The sequence below is a fragment of the Serratia sp. NA_112.1 genome (assembly GCF_052691715.1).
The window spans coordinates 134,935-158,140 of sequence record NZ_JBQZFO010000004.1 but is presented as its reverse complement, the minus strand read 5'-3'; the positions used below and the strand labels follow the sequence as shown (position 1 = coordinate 158,140).

Below are 23,206 nucleotides of genomic sequence, written 5' to 3'. Positions count from 1 at the left end.
CTTACTCATTTTTTGCAGATTTTAACTGAAGGACATCTCAATGAACCGAGAGGGGATTTTAAAACACATACCCTGGATGCTGCTGGGGATACTCGGCGCTTCCTGCCTGGGTGTGGTGGCGCTGCGTCGGGGCGAACACATCAGCGCATTGTGGATCATCGTCGCATCGGTGGCGGTGTATCTGGTGGCTTACCGTTATTACAGCCTGTATATCGCCACCAAGGTGATGAAGCTGGACGCCTTCCGCGCCACCCCGGCGGTGGCCAACAACGACGGCCTGAACTATGTGCCGACCAACAAGTACGTGCTGTTCGGCCACCACTTCGCCGCCATTGCCGGCGCAGGCCCGCTGGTCGGCCCGGTGCTGGCGGCGCAGGTCGGCTATTTGCCCGGCACGCTGTGGCTGTTGGGCGGCGTGGTGCTGGCGGGGGCAGTGCAGGACTTTTTAGTGCTGTTCATCTCCTCACGCCGCAACGGGGCTTCGCTCGGTGAGATCATCAAAAAGGAAATGGGGCCGATACCGGGTACCATCGCGCTGTTTGGCTGCTTCCTGATTATGATCATTATTCTGGCGGTGCTGGCCCTGATCGTGGTGAAAGCGCTGGCGGAAAGCCCGTGGGGCGTGTTCACCGTTTGCTCCACCGTGCCAATTGCCCTGTTTATGGGCATTTACATGCGCTTCCTGCGCCCCGGCCGGGTCGGTGAGATCTCGGTGATTGGCATTCTGCTGCTGGTGCTCTCGATCTGGTTCGGTGGCGTGATTGCCCAAGACCCGTTCTGGGGCCCCGCGCTGACCTTTAAAGACACCACCATCACCTATACGCTGATTGGCTATGCGTTTATCTCCGCTCTACTGCCGGTATGGCTGATCCTGGCGCCGCGTGACTATCTGGCGACCTTCCTGAAAATCGGCGTGATAGTCGGGCTGGCGATTGGTATCGTGATCCTCAACCCTGAGCTGAAAATGCCGGCGATGACCCAGTTTATCGACGGCACCGGCCCGGTGTGGAAAGGCTCGGTGTTCCCGTTCCTGTTCATTACCATCGCCTGTGGCGCGGTCTCCGGCTTCCATGCGTTGATCGCCTCCGGCACTACGCCGAAGCTGTTAGCCAATGAAAAAGACGCGCGCTTTATCGGTTATGGCGCGATGCTGATGGAGTCCTTCGTCGCCATCATGGCGCTGGTGGCAGCTTCGATTATCGAGCCAGGCCTGTACTTCGCCATGAACACCCCGCCGGCAGCACTGGGCATCACCATGCCGGACCTGCATCGTTTGGGTACCGAAGACGCCCCGATGATCATGGCCTCTCTGCGTGATGTAACTGCGCATGCGGCGGCGACCGTCAGTTCCTGGGGCTTTGTCATCAGTCCGGAACAGATCCTGCAAACCGCCAAAGACATCGGTGAACCTTCAGTACTGAACCGCGCCGGTGGCGCACCAACCCTGGCGGTGGGTATCGCCCACGTGTTCCACCAGATCATTCCTGGCGCCAATATGGGCTTCTGGTACCACTTCGGTATTCTGTTTGAAGCGATGTTCATCCTGACCGCGCTGGACGCAGGCACCCGTTCCGGCCGCTTTATGCTGCAGGACCTGTTGGGCAACTTTGTGCCATTCCTGAAAAAAACCGACTCACTGGTCGCCGGTATTGTCGGCACCGCTGGTTGTGTCGGACTGTGGGGTTACCTGCTGTATCAGGGAGTAGTCGATCCGCTTGGCGGCGTGAAGAGCCTGTGGCCGCTGTTCGGCATCTCCAACCAGATGCTGGCCGCCGTGGCGCTGGTACTGGGGACCGTGGTGCTGATTAAGATGAAACGCACCAAGTACATTTGGGTCACCGTGCTGCCAGCCGTCTGGCTGCTGATTTGTACCACCTACGCCCTGGGCCTGAAGCTGTTCAGCAACAATCCGCAGTTGGAAGGCTTCTTCTTCCAGGCCGGCGAGTACAAGCGCAAAATCGCTGAAGGCGGTGCCGAGTTGACCGCCCAGCAGATCGCCAACATGAACCATATCGTGGTGAACAACTACACCAACGCCGGGCTGAGCATTCTGTTCCTGCTGGTGGTGTACAGCATCATTTTCTATGGGGTGAAAACCGCCATGGCAGCGCACAAAAATCCGAACCGCAGCGACCAGGAAACCCCTTACGTGCCGGTGCCTGAAGAAGCGCCTGCCAACGGCGTAACTGAGGGGGAGGTCAAAGTTTCGCCGCAGCACTGATGGCGATTTAACGGATACCCTGCATAATGAAATCAGTTATGCAGTACCGACATGAAAGTTAACCGGTACCCAAAGGATTTCGGGCCGCAGCAAGGCGGCAAATGAGCGAATCCCCAGGAGCTTACTCAAGTAAGTGACTGGGGTTCGGGAGTGCAGCCAACACCGCTGCGGTTCGAAAGACGAAGGGTAAGCAGGGTATTTGGGAGTAAGAAACTATGTTCGGAAATCTCGGCCAGGCGGGTAAATATCTCGGGCAGGCGGCGCGCATGTTGGTGGGCGTGCCTGACTACGATACCTACGTCCAGCATATGAAAGACAACCATCCGGACAAGCCGGTGATGACCTATAAAGAGTTTTTCCGCGAACGCCAGCAGGCCCGCTACGGCGGCGACGGCAAAGGCGGCATGCGCTGTTGTTAACAAGGATCCGCAATGAAACCCATCGCAGTCACCATTCTGACCGGCTTTTTGGGGGCCGGTAAAACCACCCTGCTCCGCCATATTCTCAACGCCGAACATGGCTACAAGATTGCCGTGATTGAAAACGAGTTCGGCGAAGTGCCGATCGACAACGCGCTGATCGGCGACCGCGCCAGCCGCATCACCACGCTCAGCAACGGCTGCATCTGCTGCAGCAAGTCCAACGAACTGGCCGACGCGCTGCTGGACTTGCTGGACGGCGTCGATCAGGGCCAACTGGAGTTCGACCGGCTGATCATTGAATGCACCGGCATGGCCGACCCCGGCCCGATCACCCAGACCTTTTTCTCGCACGAGATCCTCTGCGAACGCTTCCTGCTGGACGGCATCATCACCCTGGTGGACGCCGCACACGCCGACCAACAACTCAATCAGTTCAGCATCGCACAGGCACAGGTGGGTTACGCCGACCGTCTTCTGCTAACCAAAACTGACGTGGCACCGGACTGTGAAGCCCTGATGCAACGCCTGCAGCAGATGAACGCCCGCGCACCGGTGTATAAAGTGACGCACGGCGATATCGATCTTGGCGTATTGTTCGACATCGAAGGCTTTGTGTTGAACGACAAGCTGAACCTGACGCCGCCGACGCCGCTGTTCCGCCGCATTCCGCAGGCGCAAAACAACATTCAGTCGATTGTGGTGTACCACGACCAGCCGCTGGAACTGATGCAGATATCCGAAGTGATGGAAGGCCTGCTGCTGGAGTACGCCGACAGCCTGCTGCGTTATAAGGGAATTTTGTCGATCCGTGACGAGCCGCGCCGCCTGCTGTTCCAGGGAGTGCAACGGCTGTATAACGCCGACTGGGATCGCGAGTGGCCACCCGAGGAAGAGCGCCGTAGTACGCTGGTGTTTATTGGGCTAGATTTGCCGGAGGAGGAGATCCGGGGACGGTTTGCTACGTTGGGTTGAGAGTGAAAAGCCGCATTAATGGGGGCAACCTAAAGAACTGCGCCTGATAGCGCTACAGGCGGGAGCCATACAGAACGCCGACACGCCGTGACCCCCTGCGCTCAAGGGGCGGCTAACCTGCAATGGCTCCCACCCGCCTCAAGCTTAGGGTGCAGCGGTAGTAAACTCAGTTATATAGAACCGGAACGCGCTGCACTTTAGCGACATGGCTGTATTGGCATGCTAAAATATAGCCAAGAACTGAGGATGCCCCAATGACCCAAAGAACTGTTGTTAGCGTTGCAAGTTATGTTCATAAACTTGCAAACGATCATGATATTACAGATTACCGCGACGGCATGAGCCGTATGGCGGTTGCCATTACCGGTCTGGCTGACGACGCTGTCGAATTGGATGACGTTGAGCAATTACTGGTTAATCTTAAACGGAAGGGTGTTCTTACCAAGTCTGAAATACTCAACCTTCAGGGGCGTTACTTTCTTGAACAAAGGAATGCCCGTAAGAAATTCAGAGCATGATTTTTGATCCGTTCGGTGACTTTGATACTGCAGGCTATCTTCAGAATAGCCTGGCGCTCAAAGAGCCTGATGAAATAAAAAGAGCGGAACATCTTTCGTTCGAATTAAGCATCGAAGACGCCCTAAGTTATCTCGCCCAAACGAACCCCATCAACTACCAATCTGTTCTACAAGTTCACGAAACACTTTTCTCTGACTTCTACCCTTGGGCGGGAAAGGACCGAAATGAGCTTGTACCTCATCTGGCCGTCTTCAAGGGCTCACCGGATAATTTACGCCATACCGTCTTTGAACGCCCCGATTCCATCCGTATGGCGGTTGATTATGCGCTGCACCTTGCAGCGGACAAGGAGCGCTTCAGGGAACGACCAGGGGAAGTAATGGGATTACTGGCTTTCGCACATCCTTTTCTCGACGGTAATGGTCGCACGATTTTGCTGGTGTTTATGGAGCTCAGCTTCCGTGCCGGGTTCAGTATTAACTGGTCGGAGACCCGTAAAGATGACTACCTCCGGGCTTTGACTAACGAGATCGGAGACCCCTCTCAGAAACATCTTGATCATTATCTAACACCTTTTGTTGTAGACATATCAAGCCGCGATGACTGGCCAAAAATCATCGGTGGAATCAAAGGATTGGACGGTTTAGATAAAGAAAATATCTCATACGGCAGTATGGATGATCCTGAGGTACAAAAAATTTATATGACGTACCGTGACAAACAATAAGATCACCCTACCACTCACCCCACCTGAAAATACGGCCCCGCCGCCACCGAATCGCGCAGGATCAGGCTCGCCGGGAAGATCGGACGTTTGCTCAACTCGCCGCCGTCCAGCATCGATACCAGCCGATGAATGGTTTCCTTGATCATATCGGTCACCGGCATTTTCATGCTGGACAGCGAAGGGATGGTATAAGGCGCCAACGGAATATCATCGAACCCGATCACTGAGACGGCGGACGGCACCGGGATTTGACATTCCGTCAGCCGCTTGATGGCGCCGATGGCCATTTCGTCGTTGCTGGCAACCATCGCGCTAAAGGCGTGGCCGCCGGCCAACAGCGTATCGACCGCCGCCATACCGCTTTGCGCGTTCCACTTCCCTTCGACAATCAGCGCATCATTAACACCAATATCATGTTCCGCCAGCGCGGATTTATAGCCGGAGAGCCGCTCCAGCCCGGTAGGGGAATCCAGTGAGCCGGTGATAAAAGCGATATCGCGATGCCCCCATTCGATCAGTTGCTGCACCGCCGTCGCGCTGGCGGCGTGCTGATCGCTGAAGATGCAGTAGCTGTCGTTAAGTCTGAGCCGACGATTGATCACCAGGATCGGCTGCTTGTGCCGGGAGATGATCTCGTCCATTTCCGCAATCGACAGAAAGCGCGGGTAGATGATCACGCCGTCGCAGCGCATATCCAGCAGGTATTCAATGGCGGCCTTTTCTTCTGCGGCGGTGTGCTTGCCGTCCGCCAAAATCAGCTGGCGGCCATGCTCTTCCATGGTGCGTGCCGACTGAAACATCAGCTCGCTGAAGTAGTTACCGCTGTACAGCGTGTTGGTCACCACCAGCCCGATGGTCTGGGTGGTTTTGGTCGCCAGATTGCGCGCCAGCAGATTGGGCCGGTAACCCGTCTCGGCGATGGCTTTGTCCACCAGCTCACGCTTCTCCGGGCTGACATAGCCGCTGCCGGACAACACGCGGGACACCGTCGCCTTAGAAACGCCCGCCCTGTTAGCTACCTCAAGTATTGTTGCCATCTCTGCGCCGTCAAAGTCGATTGAGTCAGCGCAGTCTACCCAAGACGCCCCCGGTTTGAAATGGTTTCACGCCCGCTTCTGCCGTTGCCCCTGAAGCAAAAGCGATCAACATCACGAAATGAAAAACCAAAAAATCATAATTCTTGCCAAGAAATAAAGATCAAATCATGATTTTATGAAACCGGTTTCTTATGGGCGTTTCATTCAGATGGAACGGCGGATCGCCCAGGCGCGTACTTATACCCTAAATAATTGGAGCAGCATCACAACAAAACCAAGGGTTTTGTTGAACAGCGCTTGCGCTGGCCCCAACGGGGCGAGGCTTTGCCGAGTAACGCAGCCAACACAGATGCAGCTTCAAGTATGACGGGTATACCCATAATCTAAGAGACGATACTCCATGCCGAAGAACTACGCAGAGATCTCACCCGCCATCGTGGATGCGCTGGGTGGCCTCACCAATATCGAAGCCGTGACCCACTGCATGACCCGCCTGCGTTTCGTGGTGAAAGACAAGGCGCTGCTCGACACCCCGGCGCTGAAAGCCATTAATGGCGTATTGGGCGTGGTGCACAGCGGCGAGCAATGCCAGGTGATCATCGGCAATGAAGTCTCGAAGGCTTATCAGGCGGTGCTGGCGCTCGGTCTGCCGGGTAACGCCCCCGCCGCCGCGCCCGCAAAACGCAAAATCACCCTGAAAGGCATCGGTGCCGGCATTCTCGATGCGCTGGTGGGCACCATGTCGCCGTTGATCCCCGCGATTATCGGCGGCTCGATGGTGAAGCTGCTGGCGATGATGCTGGATATGGCCGGCGTGTTCGAAAAAGGCTCCTCGACCCTGATCATCCTGAACGTGATCGGCGACGGCGCGTTCTTCTTCCTGCCGGTGATGGTCGCCGCCTCTGCGGCGCTGAAGTTCAAAACCAACATGTCGCTGGCGATCGCCATTGCCGGCGTGCTGCTGCACCCCAACTTTATCGATCTGATGGCCAAGGCGGCGCAGGGCCAGGCCGTGGAGTTCGCCTACATCCCGGTGACGGCGGTGAAATACACCTATACGGTGATCCCGGCACTGGTGATGACCTGGATCCTGTCGTATATCGAACGATGGGTTGACCGCATCACCCCGGCGGTGACCAAGAACTTCCTCAAACCGATGCTGATTGTACTGATCGCCGCGCCGATCGCGATTGTGTTTATCGGCCCGCTGGGCATCTGGATCGGCAGCGGTATTTCGGCGCTGGTGTACACCGTGCATGGCTATTTGGGCTGGCTTTCCGTCGCCATTATGGGCGCCATCTGGCCGCTGCTGGTGATGACCGGCATGCACCGCGTGTTCACGCCGACCATTATTCAGACCATCGCCGAGACCGGCAAAGAGGGCATGGTGATGCCTTCGGAGATTGGTGCCAACCTGTCGCTCGGCGGCTCTTCGCTGGCGGTGGCGTTCAAAACCAAAAACCGCGAACTGCGCCAGACCGCACTGGCCGCCGCTGCCTCCGCCATTGTGGCGGGCATTTCCGAACCGGCGCTGTATGGCGTGGCGGTGCGGCTTAAACGCCCGTTAATCGCCAGTTTGATCAGCGGCTTTATCTGCGGGGCCGTCGCCGGCATTGGCGGATTAGCCAGCCATTCGATGGCTTCGCCCGGCCTGTTCACCAGCGTACAGTTCTTCGACCCGACCAACCCGATGAGCATTGTCTGGGTCGGCGGCGTGATGATGCTTGCCGTGGTGCTGTCGTTCGTGCTCACGCTGCTGTTGGGCTTCGAAGACATCCCGGAACGCGAAGAGGCCCCAACGACAACCGCGCCTGCGGCGAATACCGCTAACGCGACCCATTAACACACTATTTTTTACCCTAGATAATTGGAGTTGCATTCAGACGGCAAGAGAGCGAATCCCGATGAGCTTACACAAGTAAGTGATTCGGGTGACAAATCTGCCAGGAGCAGATTTGAACGCTGCTTGCAGCGGCCCCGAAGGGGCGTGGCCCATGGACGGGCCACGTAACTGAGCGCAGCCAACACAGAGGCAGCTTCAAGTATGACGGGTAATTATTGAGGATTGCATGTCTGATTCAACATTCCCGCAAGGGTTTTTATGGGGCGGCGCCTTGGCCGCCAACCAGTCTGAAGGGGGTTATCTGGAGGGCGGGAAAGGGCTGACCACGGTCGACATGATCCCGCACGGCCCCAACCGCATACCGGTAAAACTCGGCCTGGAGAAGCGCTTTACCCTGCGTGAAGACGAGTTTTACCCAAGCCACGACGCCATTGATTTTTACCACCGCTACCGCGACGACATTGCGCTGATGGCAGAGATGGGCTTTAGCGTATTCCGCACCTCCATCGCCTGGAGCCGGCTTTACCCGAATGGCGACGAACTGACGCCGAACCCGGAAGGCATTGCCTTCTACCGCAGCCTGTTTGAAGAGTGCCGCAAATACGGCATCGAGCCGCTGGTGACCCTGTGTCATTTCGACGTGCCGATGCACCTGGTGACCGAATACGGCTCCTGGCGCAACCGCAAGATGGTGGAGTTTTTCACCCGTTATGCCCGCACCTGCTTCGAAGCCTTCGACGGGCTGGTGAAATACTGGCTCACCTTCAATGAAATCAACATTCTGCTGCACAGCCCGTTTTCCGGCGCCGGGCTGGTGTTCGAGGCCGACGAAAACCCCGAGCAGGTGAAATACCAGGCCGCGCACCACGAACTGGTGGCCAGCGCGCTGGCGACCCGCATCGCGCATGAGGTGAACCCCGCCAACCAGGTGGGCTGCATGCTGGCGGGCGGCAATTTCTATCCGTGGTCCAGCAAGCCGGAAGACGTGTGGGCCGCGCTGGAGAAAGACCGCGAGAACCTGTTCTTTATCGACGTACAGGCCCGTGGCGCTTACCCCTCTTACTCCGCCAGAGTATTCCGCGAGAAAGGCGTGAGCATCGCAATGGAAGCGGGAGACACAGAAATCCTGAAGAACACCGTCGATTTTGTCTCCTTCAGTTATTACGCCTCTCGCTGCGCTTCTGCCGATATGAACGACAACAACAGCAGCGCCGCCAACGTGGTGAAATCGCTGCCAAACCCTCACGTGCCGCGTAGCGACTGGGGCTGGGGCATCGATCCGCTGGGTTTGCGCATCACCATGAACATGATGTACGACCGCTACCAAAAACCGCTGTTCCTGGTGGAAAACGGCCTCGGCGCACACGACGAGTTTAATGCCGCAGGCGAGATTGAGGACGATTACCGCATCAGCTACCTGCGGGAACACATCCGCGCCATGGCCAACGCCATCGCCGACGGCGTGCCGGTGATCGGCTACACCACCTGGGGCTGCATAGACCTAGTGGCGGCCTCAACCGGCGAAATGAGCAAACGCTACGGCCTGGTGTATGTCGACCGCGACGACAACGGCAACGGCACCCTCACCCGCACGCGCAAGAAATCCTTCTGGTGGTATAAGAAGGTGATTGCGAGCAATGGGGCGGATTTGGGGTAGGTTGGGTTGGCGACAAGGGGCCTGAGATCCTCAGGTTCCTGCGGTTGGCTTAACGCAGATTGGGAAGTGCTTCAACCTGCAAAGCCCCGTTCACCTGACTGAGCGCGAATGTGGTTTCGAACTTACGCGCAGAGGGAAAAACCCCCGCCAGTCGCTTTTTGGGGGATAACAGTTTCACTGAGAAATGATATTCCTGCCCTGGCACAAATACGTAGTCTTCATAAGGGACGCACTGATTAAGCGTGATATCGCGCAGCGGGTCGAAGAATTTGAAATCACGATGCTCCGCATCATCCAGTCGGTAAATCGAGATGCTCGCTAACTTCTCATCCCCTTCCGGCATCACGGTCACGCACACTGCGCCGGCGCGCAGGCTAATGGTTGCGGGGTAGTCTACAGGAATACGATCGGCTATCGACGGACAGCCAGCGAGCAGGAAAGGTAACGCAAGTATAAAAATCCGTTTCATTATTACCTCTGACGTAGAAATTTGGCCAAGACCTGCTCATACTTGAAACGAATGGCGCTATCTTGAGGACCAACATACTTCACAAGCCACCCAAGACCATCTCCCCAAGTATCATAGCCATAACATATTAATAGCCAGTAATCTGCAATGATCGAAGCTTGCTGTTCCAAAGAGTAGTTTGTGAGTGTCTTATTCACATCCAATCTATAGTTGTAATTAGCTGCCCAGCTAAAAGCGCCCCTAAGGCGTACCCATTGACCATGCTGGTGCTGCCAGACATGAGCCAGTTCATGGATAAATAAATGCTGTTTTTCATACTTCTTTATCCGAGAGAAGTCTACTTCGTACTCCTCTTTACGAAAATAGATCTCGCCGTTGGGCGACATGCCAACGTGCTTACCTTGCAGGCCGAACGGCAAGTAACTATTACAATGAACCCATACACGGCTGTAGGTGACTGATTTACCGAAAACCCGGCGAGCCATGGTGATCTCGCCAAGCGTCATTAGACGTAACGTACCTTCTTCCACCTGTTGGTTTTTTTGCTCTGTAGTTAGCATAAGTCAAATTCCCTATGACTATATGGAAACGGAATATTAACGATCATTTTTCACACAGTCCAGATGATATATTTATCCATTAGAATAAATACATACATTATCAATGAATTAATCATATTAATTAATGACAACCATTTTCCTAATAATTTCTACGCCCTGCGTTTTAATAATTATTACTTTTGATAAAAACAAATATATTCACCAAGCAAATAAATATAAAAATGTGGCATCATTAACTGCGAGCCGTATTCCATATTTGGCAGATAGTTTACTGTAATTTCATACAGGTTATTTTTTCACTTTTCCAACAGCGCTATAGTCTCCTGGCTGCGGCACAATCGCAGCCGGAGTTAGCGTTCCGAATCCCCCAACCCTGCTCGAATATGGTATAAATTCGGGCATGCCGATGCGCACCCAAACAATGGTGGCTCGGGTGGTGCTTCCTCCGGGAAGGCCGGGATCCGTTGGGGCCGGTTACGCTAACGCCGCTCGAGCTACCACCCCCGAGTTTAGCGTCTCTTCTGGTAGCGGTATTTCTCCCCCAATGGAAATGACCGATATGGAAAACACCTCCTCAACGAAAACTTCTGAAGCAGCGCCAAGTACCCTCACCCTCTATCGCCAACTGTTCAACCAGCTCGATCTCAGTACCTTAGACTCGACACAACTCCTAGACCTTGCCGCCCTCTCCGCCGAACAGGCCGAAGGGCTCTGCCACGGCCTGTCGCTGTTTGGTGAACTTATGCAAAAGCACCCGCAACCCGATGACATCCAGTGGAAACAGCTGAATCATTACCTCAACGCAACGGCTCACTTGGTGCCTGCGCTGTGCAACCTCTATGGCCGCGCGCTGCGCGAGATGGAATGCCAGAGCTGATAAGGTAAAAGTAAATAATAAGAACGGTATTAGTTTTGTGCCGTTCTTATCACTCCGGTAAATCTCATAGATCTGACTGACACATCACGATAAACACATTCACGAAGGTAGGCATTTCCCCCGTGACCTGGCATAGTTAACGCATTCGATAAATCGATGAGTTAACTGCTGGGTGACGACGCATGGCCGCTGGCAGTACGCAAACGCATTGATCAGAATCTATTCTGCAATGAGGGGATGGTTTTGCCTACTAAGATAGAGACGTTATCTTCGAAAGATGCTGTTTTAAAAGCCATCGAAGAATATAAATTACTAGGCCGTGATGCCTTCCTAGAAAAATACAAAGTCAAACGAATTAAAAAATGTGAGCTTCTTTATAATAACGCAAAGTACGATATCAAAGGTATCGTCGCGGCAGCTTATATTGAGCAGTTCGGAATACCATTCGAAAAAATAAATTCTAACAGTGGTGCTAAGAGCGCTATCCAAGCGCTTAAAAACCTCGGTTTCGAGATCGTAGAAACGCCACATCCTCTTGAGCATTTAGTTAAAGGGGAAGTTTACAAACGCAAGGCGATCCACGACCTCTACGGTGGACAAGAGCAGGGTGGAATATCCACACCAAAAGAATTCCCCGTGATCTTCATTTTTACTGGTGAGATTGGCGAAACTCATGGGTACAAAGATGGATGGTCTACCGACGACCACTTCTCCTACACGGGAGAAGGTCAAAACGGTGATATGGCGTTTACCAACGGTAATAAACACGTCCGAGACCATAAAGATAATGGTAGGGATATACTTTTATTTGAATATAATAAAAAACGTACTGGCGTAAAATTTGTTGGATTGTTTGAGTGCGATTCATGGAATTACACCCATTGTCTAGATACCGCTAAAAACATGAGGCAAGGGATCGTTTTTAACTTATTCCGGGTATCTTCTGCTCAAGACGTTGACAATGACACCACTGCATCAGAAGTAGTACAAAAGAAAGAAACGCTCGAACAGCTGCGTGCCAAGGCGATAAAATCATCCATGATGACAGGCCAGCGCAAAGAGAGTGACAGCAAGAATTCCTGGTTCAAGCGCAGCGAGGACGTAAAAAAATACGTGCTGCAACGCGCTAGCGGCATCTGTGAATCATGCGAGCAACCAGCCCCGTTCCAGAAAAAGAATGGCGAACCCTACCTGGAGCCTCACCACACAAAACGCTTAGCCGATGAAGGCCCCGATCACCCTCAGTGGGTGGGTGCTATCTGCCCTACATGCCACCGCAGGATACACAGTGGGGTTGATGGGAAAGCGCTGAACCAGACTTTGATGGTGAAATTAGAGCTGAAAGAGGCGAGCTTTAAATAGCCATTATTCAAAAACTATTTGAGTAGAAGTGTTCGGGGGTGGTGTTTAAAGAGACGGGTCTAGAAAAGGATCATCTTTCCCCCACATCATCCTCTGACCACGCTTTGCTGTGATCCGATAAGGTACCACCCATAACCGCAATGTATCTGAGAAAGCAAAATGCTGCGGTATCGGATGATTGAAGTCATCGTGTGCCGGGTAGATCAAATACATGTCACCGTCGCCATCAAGATACTTTTGGCCGTATGCAAACATTTGATAGAAATCGGATTGCGCTATTCCGTAAAGGGGTTTCTCCTGAGAATTTCTATTCACCAACTTCCATTTGGTATCCAACACCATCGTGGTTTTTACCGGATGGCGTGACTGAATCAACAAATCTGGGCGCAGCTTAAAGCAGTCCCTCTCACCATGTTTAACCAACGAATAGCTCGCAGCCTGCGGCTTCAATTTGAAGCCGTGTGGCAACTCATCAGCAAGAGTCTGCGCGACAAAAGACTCAAACACTGCCTCCATAGGGAACAACAGCGATAAGGCTTTAGCATCCCCTTGCAAAGCACTCGGGCTCATTCCGTGCAATATCAATTGCGCCCATGCAAGCGGTTCATGATAATGACCCATACTGCGATCCAGGCGCAGGCTCGATATATCCCCATCAATATCTCGGCTAAACGGAACCCCATCAAAAGCAAAGCGCATTTCCTGTAGCCAGCGCTGATTCTCTGATGACAGACTAAGGCTGCCTAGCTTATGAAGTGCTGAGTGTAAGAGCCTATTGGCAGCACAGTCGGGCAAATAGTCATCGTAATCGACACAGAATTTATGACGATCCACAATGTTATGCCGCAACTGAGCGGACAGCATCAGCTTGCCTTTCATGAAGGGTAAATTACCCTGTTCATTCACATAGTCTGAGCGCAGGCCCTGCTTAAGCAGTTGGCTAACGCTATGCAAAAACTGGTTAATAAAAATCTCTAGCAAAGGCATTCGTTGCGCATGAACTGAAGCCTGCTGAGTTTGGATATGCCGAAAACCAGACAGATGGCTCAGCATAATCAGCAAAGTTTCACGTGCGTGCCCACGCGAAAGGTTTTTGCCTATCTTGGGCAAAACTTCAAGCTGCAGGCCATAGGGGGTATAAAATATCCCTGCGTAATTCTGTACTTGAAGCAACCGGCACCCAGAGCGTGAGGTGAGTTTGAGCAGTTGGCTCCCCTTCTCGCTGGTCAGGCTAAGCGATTCTAAATAATGGAATACCTCACGAGGAAGAGGAACAGCACCCGCCGGCGTTTCTTTTTCAACACCTAACAGGTCATACTCAAAAACAGAGATCACCTCACCCATTTTGCGCAGCCTGTGTAACAGGGGCAGCTTCTTCGGGTTGATAAATTGCACGGTAAGCCTGGGGCATATTCCAGACTTCTTCATCAAAAGCTTGTAATTGGTAGGTTGTTGATTGCTGATCGTGACGCCGTAAAGCGTGTTCAGCACCAAACAGCATGTCTAGATCGTCGGTTTTCTCAATGACAAACTGTAGGTTATCGTCTTGCTTCTGATTATCCGCCAACACCAACCGTATTTTGTTCCAATCGTCGAAGAAATATTCCTGCAATAAAGGAATGATCTTTTTCTGGAATGCCGCCTTCAGCTGTTTAAATGCCTTCTCTTCATCCTTCGCATCGCAGGCTTTTTTTACCGGCATAAAGAACGCATGCCCTAACGTATGCTCACGATCGTAAAGCGCCTCGATTCGGCTATTCAGTTTCTCTAATAACGATTCAAGCTCAATACCTTTTACTGTGGCCCCACTGAGCAATGAAAGGTCCGGCATCATCTCGACAAAGTCAAAGCGACGGCGCAATGCCGTGTCCATCAACGCCAACGAACGGTCTGCGGTATTCATTGCCCCAACGATATCGACGTTGCCAGGCACACTGAATGTCTGGCCGCTGTAAGACAACTGCAGGCTCATCGCATTGCTCATACCGGCGCGCTTGTCGATCTCAATCAGCGAAATCAGCTCACCGAAAATCTTGGAGATATTGCCACGATTGATCTCATCAATAAAAATGGCATAGCGATGCGCCGGATCGGCTTTAGCACGTTGGCATAACCGCATGAAAATACCGGGCTCAATAGGATAAGAGATATTTCCGCCCTCGTCGGCGCGCGCGCGCATCCCTTCAATGAACTCTTCATAGCCATAAGACTGATGGAAGGTGGCCACGGCAAACCGCTGAATGGCCTCCGCTGTTTGCGGCCCTTGTTTTAACTCATCATAGAGTGAAACAAGATCTTCCACTTGCTCTAGCTGCGACTTAACCAAGAACCACTCACTCTCGGCCGTTTTATTGAAAATCGTAGGCTCACGGCGGTTTTTATATTCAACCGTGGTGGATTCCGGCACGGTAAAAGATTGCAGCGTGGCCCAAGCCGTTTGCGATAAATTACTGCTGCGACCATTCAATAAGGCTTTCCGTTGGAACCACTGGTGCTCAGTCAATTGGCGAACTTTGGCGCGTTTCTTCAGATCCAATAAGATTAGCGCTGTCACCTGCATCCAGTTAAGTGATTCAAGGCGAGAATCTAGCCAGGCATCATAATCGGCGGGAGCGGCCTGCGTGGTGTACTCCTTCATTTTTTGCTGCAAGATGAAGGTCTTCCCGGTTCCCGGAGGGCCAAAGTAGATCATATTGACGGGTGAATGCTGCGGTATCGTCACGCTCACCACTTCATTGCTCACCGTGACTGCGCTGCTAACCATTTTCTCTTGTTTTTGCTCGCTGTCACGCTCACGCAGCAGCTCATAGAGATGCCAGATCGCCATGTTCACATAGTAAGGGTCCGCATCTGGCAGTTGCCTGTTAATCGCGCCCTTCAATTCATGGTTTTTCTGCAGCCAATCGCCAGCAAGCGTCAGGCCAAGCGAGAATTGCTCATTCAAAAACATCGCGGTTTTGGTAAACGCATTCTCGTCTACCGTGCTGGTACAGGTTGCCGGAGTAAAGGCAGCAAAGACGCGATTTCTCAAACTCCAATACATCCGCTTGAGCTGCCCAGTCTCCTTGGCTTGCTGCAAGGCAGCTTCTACATATTGGTAAGTTTGTTCGTCGGGTTGACGATGAATACGCTCGGTCAGTTTTCTGAGTAATGGGAGACTTTGCTGGAACTCGGCCAACGACGGAACACCCTGGCGGATACTGGCAATTCCGTTATCACGCTCATACCAAAGCCGTTTAACCAGATCATCCGTCTCCGGCTCTGAAAATGTCTGGGTTTGTTGCAGCAATGCCGTAAATTCACGATAACGGCTATTCCACTCTGAATGAGAATAATCTTTGTATACGGCCAGAGAGTTAATCAATTCACTGAGAGTCAGCTTACCTGCTTCAACATCGGCAACGATATCCATCACGATAGTTCCTGTACGGTGACATTTTTATTTGAAAGAAAACCGGTACTATTACTACAAAACTACGGCAGCCAAGACGTTAACATCAAGGCTGCTAGCCACTGCCTAATCAATCTTAAGCGCCTTTCAGCATATCAAACACCACGCGGGCAAATCCCTTGGCGAGCTCTGGGTTGGACAGATACTGCACCATCATTTCGTGCTGAGCTTCATTACTGTCCATGACCGCATCATCAATGGCTTTTGGGAAATCCCCCAGCATGGCCTGTTCGCGGGTGTTGTTGGCTATCTGCGTCATCACCGCTTGGTTTTCCGATAGCTTGTCGCGTACGGTAAACGCGTAGTTGATCATGTCTTTATCACTGAGATTATCAGTCATAAACAGGTCGTTAAGGCGCGCCAGAATGTTCGACAGGAACTCTTCTTTCTTATCCTTCGGCTTGGCTGTGCCGATGTCATTACCCGGCTCGATTTTATAGTCTTCGGCATCTTCCTGAAGCTTGAGATGCTGTTCGTGGATTTTCGAGAGACGGTAATGGCTCATATCCACATTGCTTAAATCAATCTCATCTTCTTCTATACGCTGTTCGTGCAACAGCGGACGTAGATGTCGGGAAAACAGACTCAGTTTTTCCAGATCCTTGTCATCGTACTCAACGATTTGCGACATAAACTCGTAGAAACGGACAAAACTGCCGAGATCTTTTTTGAAGATATCCAGCTTGTCTTTTTCTTGTTTGCAGTCTTTGAAGCTGTTTTCAGCATTGGTGATCAACACCACATCGTTGGTTTTTTTCGTGCGTTCAAAGATCTCTTTTGCCAGCACGTAGGCATCGATAGCCGAGGTATAGCGCTTCTTCCAACGTTCAACGGCCGGCTTGCAGATATTACTGATCGCCGCATTGGATTTGTTTTTGGTAAAGAAAGCCTCGCAGAACTGTTCGACTTCGTTCCACAGGAATATGCCGCTGGTACGCAGTTTCTCAAATAATTCAAAGACTAGTTGGGGATCGCTGACATCCGCCAGTTCTGCCGTTTGGTAGTAAGGTTGGAAAGCGGCAAGGATCTCATCTGGCTCGTTATAGAAATCCAGCACAAAAGTGCCCGACTGCGCTTTGCCTGGATAAGTACGGTTGAGACGCGACAGCGTTTGTACACACTCCACACCGCCAAGCGCTTTATCCACATACATGGCGCATAATTTTGGTTGGTCAAAGCCGGTCTGGAATTTATTTGCCACCAGCATCACCTGATAGTCTTCGCTATCAAAAGCTTTACGCATGTCCCGGCCTTTCAGCCCTGGGTTCATATTCATTTCGGTAAACTTTTGATTCAGCAGCGCAAGGCTATTGTGGTCATTTTCAACAAACTCCACTTCGCCAGAAAACGCCACCATCGCATTAATCTTCGCGTAGTGATTCTCGGCAATGTATTTATCAAACGCCAGCTTATAGCGCACCGCCGCTTTACGTGAACTGGTCACCACCATCGCTTTGGCCTGCCCACCCAGCAAATGCATCACATGCTTGCGGAAGTGCTCAACGATCACTTTTACTTTTTGAGCAACGTTATGGTCGTGCAGCGTCACCCACTGGTTCAGTTTGATTTTGGCTTTTTTGCTGTCGACTTCTCGATCGGGATCGTCCAACTTTTGCAGCAGCTTGTATGCCACTTTGTAGTTGGTGTAATTCTTCAGCACGTCCAGAATAAAACCTTCTTCAATTGCCTGACGCATAGAGTAAACATGGAAAGCTTCTGGCTTATTGGTTTTCGATGCCGGTTCAAGAGGGTTAGGACGACGGCCAAACAACTCGAGGGTTTTGGCTTTTGGCGTGGCGGTAAATGCATAGTAGTTAAGATTGCTGCTACCTTTGCGCGAGGCGACGGTAGCATCAAGAATATCTTCCGACGACAACTCGACATCATCATCCGCCTCTTCCGTCATCAGCACTTCTTTCAACTGACGCGCCGTGGAGCCGCTTTGCGATGAGTGCGCCTCATCGGCGATCACCGCATATTTACGCTGCTTGAGGCTGACGCTGTTTTCTATGGCTTTCAGCACGAACGGGAAGGTCTGGATGGTAACGATAATAATCGGCTGTGAGTTTTCCAGCGCGTTGGCGAGTTTCTCCGACTTCGAACCATCGCCTTCTTTATTATTGATGCGCCCGACCACGCCGTCCGCGTGTTCAAACTGGTAAATGGTGTCTTGAAGCTGATCGTCCAGTACTGTGCGGTCCGTGACCACAATCACTGAATGGAACTGCTTCTCGCCTTTCTCGTCATACAGCGTGGAAAGCTGATGTGCCGTCCAGGCGATAGAGTTCGATTTCCCGGAACCGGCGCTGTGTTGGATAAGGTATTTATGCCCCGTTCCTTCCACCGTGGCCGCGCTAATCAGTTTATTCACCACGTCCCACTGGTGATAACGCGGGAAAATCAGACTCTCTTTCTTGCCTTTTAGCCCGTTCCACTCTTCTTTTTCTTCGATTTGCAGATGCACAAAACTGGCGAGAATTTTCAGCAGGTTGTCTGGCAGCAGAACTTCATTCCACAGGTAGTCGGTGGCATAGCGATTGGGGTCTTCAGGGATATCGTTCCCCGCACCGCCGGCTTGGGAACCTTTGTTAAACGGCAGGAAGAAGGTGTCATCACCCGCCAGTTTGGTCGCCATAAACACTTCATACTGGCTGACGGCAAAGTGCACCAGCGCACCACGCTTGAAGGTGAGCAGCGGCTCCGGCTTGTTGGTAACCGGATCTTTTGGCAAACGCGTTTTCTTATATTGTTTAATCGCGTTTTGTACCGCCTGCTTGAACTCAGATTTCAGCTCCAGCGTGGCTATCGGCAAGCCATTAACAAACAGCACCAGATCGATTCGCCAATTCTTGGCTTTTGCCCCTGTTTCATCAAATGCCGCTTTGGTGGCATAGGGGCTATAAACCAGTTCCGGCACAATGCGGCAGATGTTCTGCTGATAGCGCGCCAGCGTTTCCGGGTTGAGATTATGTTCGGGCTTAAACTGGCACAGGGAAAAACGCGCATTATGGCTTTTGATTCCGTGGCGCAATACGCCCAGCGTGCCGTAAGTGCGCGAAAGCATATCGGTGGCGTTGTTATCCGCTTTTTTTAGTTGGGCCACCAACGCATCGAGGAAATGGCGCTCGGTATCGGTCGGGTAAATTTTGGCAAATTTCTCCCAATCCAGCGGCTGGGTGTTTTGCACAAAGGTAATCGCATCCTGCGAGTACAAAGCACGTTCGCGATCGTAACCGTCAGGTTTGCCGACAATCCATCCCTTGGCAACCATTTGAGCAATCATCTCATTTTGGAAGATTGCCTCTTTGGTGGTGTCCATACTCATGCGGTAGCCTCCTGTGATACCTCTGCTTTTTCGGCTTCTGGTGCGACCCAGTTACGGACATCGATTTTGCCGGTGACGGCCGCGGAGATAAGGGCTGTGCGGCGTTCTTGCATCAAAGCTATTGCGCGATTTGCTTTTGCAATAGTTGAGTCTATTTTTTCGCACTCACCATTTAGATAATCCACAATATCTAAAGCTTCTTGTAAGGGAGGGAAAACAAATTTAGTAGCTTTAAAGTCTCCCAGTGAAACTCTTTTTCTTGTGCCTTCAACACTTATATCGTTAACGACCATGCGTCCAAAATCAGAGTTCAAAAGATAGGCAATAAACATTGAGCTGAATCGACTTGTATTTACTCTTATTCTAATTACATCCTGAGTAACTATCGCACTCGGTTCTCCGAAAGGGTAAACACATGCATCTCCAGGAGGATCGCCAACTTTAGAAACTATCACGTCACTAGGTTCCAGTTTGCAAACTTCAAGTTGTTTTGCCTTCTTTGGCGTAACATATACAGTACTTTTTCGAGAATAACCTGTTGGTTTAATGTCTCTTATGTATACGACTGGCACCCCATCATCTTGCAGTTCATTAGCTAACAAATCACTACCAAATGGCCCATTTACAAAACATCCTCTCGATCCATCACCAACATTAACTAACTTTTGCTTTAGCCAATGCTTCGGTACTTCCCCCAACCACTCAACGCCAGAATCTTTCATTGGCGCATCAGGGTTTAGCCCTTTAGTAACCGCATGGCTAATCACCGCCTGACGTTTTTCTTTTAGCAGTTCAATCAGTTGTTGCTGCTTCTCGATCAGGCTATCGATTTTTGCGGTTTCATGATCGAGGAAACGAACAATTAAACTAATCTCATCTTTACTCGGGAGTGCAAAGATAGTTTTCAATATGTCAACATTTGATAAATGTTTAACAGTTGTAAAATAGGTCAACTCATTTATAATTTTCATATTGAATGGCATCAAATAGAAAAAAAACTTCGCCATTGCATTTGAGTCAGCCCTAATACAAGCCACCCGTTGATTTAAAGCAGCCTCACCATTACTCCACCAGGAAACATTGAAATCGCCATCCATTCCAATAAGAATATCTCCAGTGTTAATTTTCGCTTCATTCGGAACATATCCATTAAAAAAAACCTCAGTTCGTTTAGTATTGATATCTCTAATACGAACAAGCGGGACCCCCTCGGTAGGGTGAAACTGCGATGAATTAAATGGAAATCCACTAATCACATAAGCAGCCTCTTTTATTCTCCGTATTCTCCAATGGTCAGGAATTCCCCCCAACCAATCAACCCCAGAATCCTTATACTCCGGATAAGCTTGATATTTAGTCATCAGGAATGTACCTCCTGCAGCAACTTCATAATCTCGACGCTGACGGCGTCCAGATCCGCATCAATCTCTTCTAATGGACGCGGTGGCAGATATTCATAGAAATGGCGGTTAAATGGAATCTCATAGCCGACAATACCCACTTCGTTATCTTTAGTGTCGCGCTTATCGGCATTAATCCAGGCATCGGCTACGTGCGGCAGCACTTCGGCTTTAAAGTAGTTCTCGATCAAATCGCTGGTGGAAACAACCGGATTTAATGGCACGTTTTCGTTATCGCGCAGTTCGCCGTCCTGTTCAAACTCCACCACTTTGCCTTGGTATTCAAACGCGCCGTACAACGGCTGGGCGGCTTCTTTCAGCACCTTTTTCACTACCGGTTCAGCAGCGGGATTTTTGGTGGTGATAGCGTCGATAAACTGTTTGTTCTCTTTGGTATCCAGCTTCACGCCTGCCGCTTTAATTGCGCCTTTTAGTGCGAGTTGGAACTCATTAAAGTCATCGCTAACCTGTGATTTACCGCCCGCTTTAGCCCCCAACGCCGTTTGGATTTGCTGTGCTTTATCCATTAAGGCACGCTGTGCCAGCCACAGTTTGCTGTCCAGCAGGTCTTTAATTTGCTTCTCTTTCAGCTCAGCAAATTCCGCTTTGATAATGGCGCGGGCTTCAACTTCCAGCTCGCTAAAGTCCCCGTAATTATCGTTTTGCCACTGTGCGAAGAACTCTTCATACAGACGTTCCATGGGGGCATTAAACGGCTTCGGAGCAAAGCGCAGTGTGGCAATGGCCTCATCAGTGACCTGTGCAGACAAACGCAGCGGGCGTTCTATGGTCAGGCGGCGGTAGCCAAAATCCGTGCTGTTAAAGATTTTGCTGGCGAAGGTTTTTGGCGCTTCGGTTTTCGCCGTTGCCGATTGGCGGCCACGGTTAGATTTCTGCTCCGGCGCTTTTTCCAGGCCTAAATCTTCAAGAGCAGTCGCATCCACCACTTCAAAGTCACCAAAGGTGCGGGTGATAAGCGTGATATCGTCCTCGCCCATCAGGTTACGTTTAGAACCTAATGACTTACGCATCTTGCCGCACAGGTGGGTGCCATCAATCAGTTGGACTTTGCCTTTACGCTCGGCCGCCTTCTTATTCGACAGGATCCACACATAGGTCGCAATGCCGGTGTTGTAGAACATATCTGTTGGCAGCGCGACAATGCCTTCCAGCAAATCGGCTTCCAGAATATAACGGCGAATCTCACTCTCACCGCTGCCCGCCCCGCCGGTAAATAACGGGGAACCGTTGAGGATAATACCGATTCGCCCGCCATTGCTCACAGAGCCATCGGCGTTACGGCTATCACGCATTTTGCTGATCAGGTGCATCAGGAATAGCAGCGAACCATCAGAGACACGCGGCAAGCCTGGGCCAAAGCGCCCGTTAAAGCCTTTCTGCTGATGCTCGTCGTTAATCTCACCTTCAATCTTTTTCCAATCCACGCCAAAGGGTGGGTTAGACAGCATGTAGTCGAACTGGTCCTGCGGTAATTGGTCGTTGGAAAGCGTATTCCCCAATTTGATACGGCTGACATCCTGCCCTTTGATCAGCATATCGGCTTTACAGATGGCGTAAGACTCTGGGTTTAGCTCTTGGCCGAAGGCACGCATTACTGCGTTCGGGTTCAACTCGTGCACGTATTCCATGCCAGAGGAAAGGAAACCGCCGGTACCGGCTGTTGGGTCGTAAATGGTGCGGATGATGCCGTCTTTCGACAAGGCGTCATTATCTTCCATAAACACCAGCGAAGTGGTTAAACGCACGATATCGCGCGGGGTAAAGTGCTCCCCGGCAGTTTCATTCGAACTTTCCGCAAAACGGCGAATCAGCTCTTCAAACACCAGGCCCATATCATGGTTAGAAATGGCTTTTGGGCTCAGCTCGGTAGTGGCGAATTTTTTAACCACCTTGTACAACAGGTTGGCATCATCCAACAGGCTGACAAATTCACTAAATTTGAAGTGCTCAAAGATTTCCCGCGCGTCCTTGGAAAAACACTGAACGTAGTTCTCCAGGTTAGCTTTGATATCGTTCTGCCCCATCTTGCCAAGATCCATCGGCGAGGTATTAAAGAACGAAAGGCCATTGGTCGCACGTAACAGAAACTTATCCCTGCCTTCTTCCGGCAACGGGCTGGTCTTCAACTTTTCCGCTTGTGCCACAACGGCATCTTTACTCGGCGCTAACACGCACTCCAGACGGCGCAGCAGCGTAAAAGGCAAAATCACCCGCCCGTACTGGGATTGCTTAAAATCACCGCGAAGCAAGTCGGCTACCGACCAAATGAAAGCAGCAGTTTGAGAGAAGTTTGTGTTAGCCATATCAACAACCTGAATAGGGGCGCAAAAAGATGGGTAGATT

The 23,206-nt window shown here is 51.4% G+C and carries 17 protein-coding genes; 9 read left to right on the top strand and 8 right to left on the bottom strand.

The annotated features are described in order from the left end of the window. Nucleotides 1–40 precede the first annotated feature (40 nt). The 5 genes from ACUTQ5_RS10855 to ACUTQ5_RS10835 all read left to right on the top strand — a co-directional run bounded on the left by ACUTQ5_RS10855 (nt 41) and on the right by ACUTQ5_RS10835 (nt 4,861). Nucleotides 41–2,221 carry a carbon starvation CstA family protein gene (locus ACUTQ5_RS10855; RefSeq protein WP_445651252.1) on the top strand — a complete coding sequence of 727 codons (2,181 nt, stop codon included), beginning with the start codon at nt 41–43 and terminating at the stop codon, nt 2,219–2,221. A 215-nt stretch (nt 2,222–2,436) separates the two neighbouring features. Further along, entirely contained in the window at nt 2,437–2,640 is a 204-nt protein-coding gene (locus ACUTQ5_RS10850) for a YbdD/YjiX family protein (protein ID WP_004953088.1), read from the top strand. Nucleotides 2,641–2,652: 12 nt separating this feature from the next. Beyond that, nucleotides 2,653–3,615: a GTPase gene (yjiA, locus tag ACUTQ5_RS10845; protein ID WP_445651251.1), complete on the top strand. Its 963-nt coding sequence runs from the start codon at nt 2,653–2,655 to the stop codon at nt 3,613–3,615. 254 nt (nt 3,616–3,869) lie between these two features. Further along, nucleotides 3,870–4,133: a hypothetical protein gene (locus ACUTQ5_RS10840; RefSeq protein ID WP_208905170.1), complete on the top strand. Its 264-nt coding sequence runs from the start codon at nt 3,870–3,872 to the stop codon at nt 4,131–4,133. After that, a complete protein-coding gene (locus ACUTQ5_RS10835; RefSeq protein WP_445651250.1) occupies nt 4,130–4,861 on the top strand; it encodes a Fic/DOC family protein in 732 nt (243 codons plus the stop codon). Before ACUTQ5_RS10840 ends, ACUTQ5_RS10835 begins: the two co-directional genes overlap by 4 nt. 14 nt (nt 4,862–4,875) lie before the next feature. Here the strand turns inward: ACUTQ5_RS10835 and ACUTQ5_RS10830 are convergent, their stop codons facing one another. Further along, nucleotides 4,876–5,898 (bottom strand): LacI family DNA-binding transcriptional regulator, encoded by a 1,023-nt coding sequence (locus ACUTQ5_RS10830; RefSeq protein ID WP_445651249.1) that lies wholly within the window; start codon nt 5,896–5,898, stop codon nt 4,876–4,878. Nucleotides 5,899–6,298: 400 nt separating this feature from the next. On the opposite strand from ACUTQ5_RS10830, the gene ascF reads away from it, so the two are divergent. Next, nucleotides 6,299–7,741, top strand: a complete 1,443-nt coding sequence (gene ascF, locus ACUTQ5_RS10825) for a PTS cellobiose/arbutin/salicin transporter subunit IIBC (protein ID WP_445651248.1) — start codon at nt 6,299–6,301, stop codon at nt 7,739–7,741. Nucleotides 7,742–7,967: 226 nt separating this feature from the next. Beyond that, on the top strand, nt 7,968–9,398 hold the full coding sequence (locus tag ACUTQ5_RS10820) for a 6-phospho-beta-glucosidase (RefSeq protein WP_445651247.1): 1,431 nt from the start codon (nt 7,968–7,970) through the stop codon (nt 9,396–9,398). 49 nt (nt 9,399–9,447) lie between these two features. Here the strand turns inward: ACUTQ5_RS10820 and ACUTQ5_RS10815 are convergent, their stop codons facing one another. Further along, nucleotides 9,448–9,867 (bottom strand): putative T6SS immunity periplasmic lipoprotein, encoded by a 420-nt coding sequence (locus tag ACUTQ5_RS10815; protein WP_445651246.1) that lies wholly within the window; start codon nt 9,865–9,867, stop codon nt 9,448–9,450. A gap of 2 nt (nt 9,868–9,869) precedes the next feature. Further along, nucleotides 9,870–10,427, bottom strand: coding sequence for a type IV secretion protein Rhs (locus ACUTQ5_RS10810; RefSeq protein WP_445651245.1), 558 nt, complete (start codon nt 10,425–10,427; stop codon nt 9,870–9,872). 400 nt (nt 10,428–10,827) lie between these two features. Between ACUTQ5_RS10810 and ACUTQ5_RS10805 the strand changes: the two genes are divergently transcribed. Further along, a complete protein-coding gene (locus tag ACUTQ5_RS10805) occupies nt 10,828–11,304 on the top strand; it encodes an ash family protein (RefSeq protein WP_445651244.1) in 477 nt (158 codons plus the stop codon). Between the two features lie 243 nt (nt 11,305–11,547). After that, complete coding sequence (locus ACUTQ5_RS10800) at nt 11,548–12,666, top strand: HNH endonuclease (RefSeq protein ID WP_445651243.1); 1,119 nt, start codon at nt 11,548–11,550, stop codon at nt 12,664–12,666. 45 nt (nt 12,667–12,711) lie between these two features. Here ACUTQ5_RS10800 and ACUTQ5_RS10795 read toward each other — a convergent pair whose 3' ends face one another. From ACUTQ5_RS10795 to ACUTQ5_RS10775, 5 genes are all read right to left on the bottom strand, one after another. Then, on the bottom strand, nt 12,712–14,010 hold the full coding sequence (locus ACUTQ5_RS10795; protein ID WP_445651242.1) for an McrC family protein: 1,299 nt from the start codon (nt 14,008–14,010) through the stop codon (nt 12,712–12,714). Continuing rightward, the gene (locus ACUTQ5_RS10790; RefSeq protein WP_445651468.1) at nt 14,003–16,078 is read right to left on the bottom strand and encodes an McrB family protein; all 2,076 of its coding nucleotides are present in this window, start codon (nt 16,076–16,078) and stop codon (nt 14,003–14,005) included. The genes ACUTQ5_RS10795 and ACUTQ5_RS10790 overlap by 8 nt, the downstream gene beginning before the upstream one ends. 115 nt (nt 16,079–16,193) lie before the next feature. After that, nucleotides 16,194–19,442: a type I restriction endonuclease subunit R gene (locus tag ACUTQ5_RS10785; protein ID WP_445651241.1), complete on the bottom strand. Its 3,249-nt coding sequence runs from the start codon at nt 19,440–19,442 to the stop codon at nt 16,194–16,196. Then, the gene (locus tag ACUTQ5_RS10780) at nt 19,439–20,803 is read right to left on the bottom strand and encodes a restriction endonuclease subunit S (protein WP_445651240.1); all 1,365 of its coding nucleotides are present in this window, start codon (nt 20,801–20,803) and stop codon (nt 19,439–19,441) included. Before ACUTQ5_RS10780 ends, ACUTQ5_RS10785 begins: the two co-directional genes overlap by 4 nt. Next, the gene (locus ACUTQ5_RS10775; RefSeq protein WP_445651239.1) at nt 20,803–23,166 is read right to left on the bottom strand and encodes a type I restriction-modification system subunit M; all 2,364 of its coding nucleotides are present in this window, start codon (nt 23,164–23,166) and stop codon (nt 20,803–20,805) included. Before ACUTQ5_RS10775 ends, ACUTQ5_RS10780 begins: the two co-directional genes overlap by 1 nt. Between the last annotated feature and the right edge of the window lie 40 nt (nt 23,167–23,206).

Coding starts and splice junctions, on each gene's coding strand:
- ACUTQ5_RS10835 (WP_445651250.1), top strand. CDS start 4,130: ATGATTTTTGATCCGTTCGGTGACTTTGATACTGCAGGCTATCTTCAG.
- ACUTQ5_RS10795 (WP_445651242.1), bottom strand. CDS start 14,010: ATGGGTGAGGTGATCTCTGTTTTTGAGTATGACCTGTTAGGTGTTGAA.
- ACUTQ5_RS10790 (WP_445651468.1), bottom strand. CDS start 16,078: ATGGATATCGTTGCCGATGTTGAAGCAGGTAAGCTGACTCTCAGTGAA.
- ascF (WP_445651248.1), top strand. CDS start 6,299: ATGCCGAAGAACTACGCAGAGATCTCACCCGCCATCGTGGATGCGCTG.
- ACUTQ5_RS10780 (WP_445651240.1), bottom strand. CDS start 20,803: ATGACTAAATATCAAGCTTATCCGGAGTATAAGGATTCTGGGGTTGAT.
- ACUTQ5_RS10855 (WP_445651252.1), top strand. CDS start 41: ATGAACCGAGAGGGGATTTTAAAACACATACCCTGGATGCTGCTGGGG.
- ACUTQ5_RS10820 (WP_445651247.1), top strand. CDS start 7,968: ATGTCTGATTCAACATTCCCGCAAGGGTTTTTATGGGGCGGCGCCTTG.
- ACUTQ5_RS10785 (WP_445651241.1), bottom strand. CDS start 19,442: ATGAGTATGGACACCACCAAAGAGGCAATCTTCCAAAATGAGATGATT.
- ACUTQ5_RS10775 (WP_445651239.1), bottom strand. CDS start 23,166: ATGGCTAACACAAACTTCTCTCAAACTGCTGCTTTCATTTGGTCGGTA.
- yjiA (WP_445651251.1), top strand. CDS start 2,653: ATGAAACCCATCGCAGTCACCATTCTGACCGGCTTTTTGGGGGCCGGT.
- ACUTQ5_RS10850 (WP_004953088.1), top strand. CDS start 2,437: ATGTTCGGAAATCTCGGCCAGGCGGGTAAATATCTCGGGCAGGCGGCG.
- ACUTQ5_RS10810 (WP_445651245.1), bottom strand. CDS start 10,427: ATGCTAACTACAGAGCAAAAAAACCAACAGGTGGAAGAAGGTACGTTA.
- ACUTQ5_RS10840 (WP_208905170.1), top strand. CDS start 3,870: ATGACCCAAAGAACTGTTGTTAGCGTTGCAAGTTATGTTCATAAACTT.
- ACUTQ5_RS10830 (WP_445651249.1), bottom strand. CDS start 5,898: ATGGCAACAATACTTGAGGTAGCTAACAGGGCGGGCGTTTCTAAGGCG.
- ACUTQ5_RS10805 (WP_445651244.1), top strand. CDS start 10,828: ATGCCGATGCGCACCCAAACAATGGTGGCTCGGGTGGTGCTTCCTCCG.
- ACUTQ5_RS10815 (WP_445651246.1), bottom strand. CDS start 9,867: ATGAAACGGATTTTTATACTTGCGTTACCTTTCCTGCTCGCTGGCTGT.